This window comes from bacterium (assembly GCA_024226335.1).
Lineage (GTDB): Bacteria > Myxococcota_A > UBA9160 > SZUA-336 > SZUA-336 > JAAELY01.
In genome coordinates this window covers 1-795 of record JAAELY010000462.1, presented here as the reverse complement: position 1 = coordinate 795, position 795 = coordinate 1, and the positions used below count along the sequence as shown (strand labels likewise).

The window sequence follows — 795 nt, the reverse complement described above, 5'->3', positions numbered from 1 at the left end:
CTTTCGTCCTTCAAGGAGAGATTGCTTGCGTAGCAGGTCGAAGAGCACCGTTGAGCCGAAACGGTATCCCCGTACCATCCGGCACTGCTCGTCAAACGGCAGATCACGGATCTTTCGCCACAAGTCTTCGGCCTTCATGAGGTCATCGGCAGCGCCATCGACAATGACGATCAACGGCTCGGGATCGGGGCAAGGCCCGATGTGGACGTCTTTCTCTGCCCCTTGATACAACGGCATCAAATCCTCGACGTAACGCACGAACGCATCAACGGTGAGTAGGCCCCGACCGGCCCTGAGTGACGTCCCGTCATCGACCTCGGGCGGCGGCAGGTGTTCACGCACTACACCGGATGGCAGTATCTTCTTCTGCCTCTTATAGGCCTCGGTAAATGTCGGGTAGTGAGTGTAGCCGATCTTCTCGCTGATCGAGTCGAGATCCAGATTGGTGATCAGGATCAGAACGGCGGCAACCTCAATCCGGCGGGCTTCGATGTACTGCTTGAGCCCGAGACCTTCGGTGAAGGCTCGGAATACCGCCGTCAACGAGCGATCTCCGACTCCGGCCGCCTTCCACGCTTCGCCAGCGTTTAGCGTAGGGTCGAAGAGTCTGCGGGCGACGACCGTAAAGACCTTCCTCAGGGAAGCCGGCGCCCGTGCGCGGTCGCGGCGGATACGTGCCCGCGTTGCATCCGCTGCCGCTTTGAACGCATCGCGATGCGGGCCACCCCCCGACATGATCTCGCCAATTGTACCTGCGAAAGAGTCGTGACCGTGAACCGTCTTGTGCCCTTATCT

Annotated in this window: 1 protein-coding gene; it reads right to left on the bottom strand. The window is 59.7% G+C overall.

What is annotated here, in order from left to right; all coding sequences use genetic code 11:
• Positions 1 to 543, bottom strand: a 543-nt coding sequence (locus GY725_22195) for a helix-turn-helix domain-containing protein (protein ID MCP4006900.1), incomplete at its 3' end; no start/stop codon positions are given.
• Positions 544 to 795: the final 252 nt, after the last annotated feature.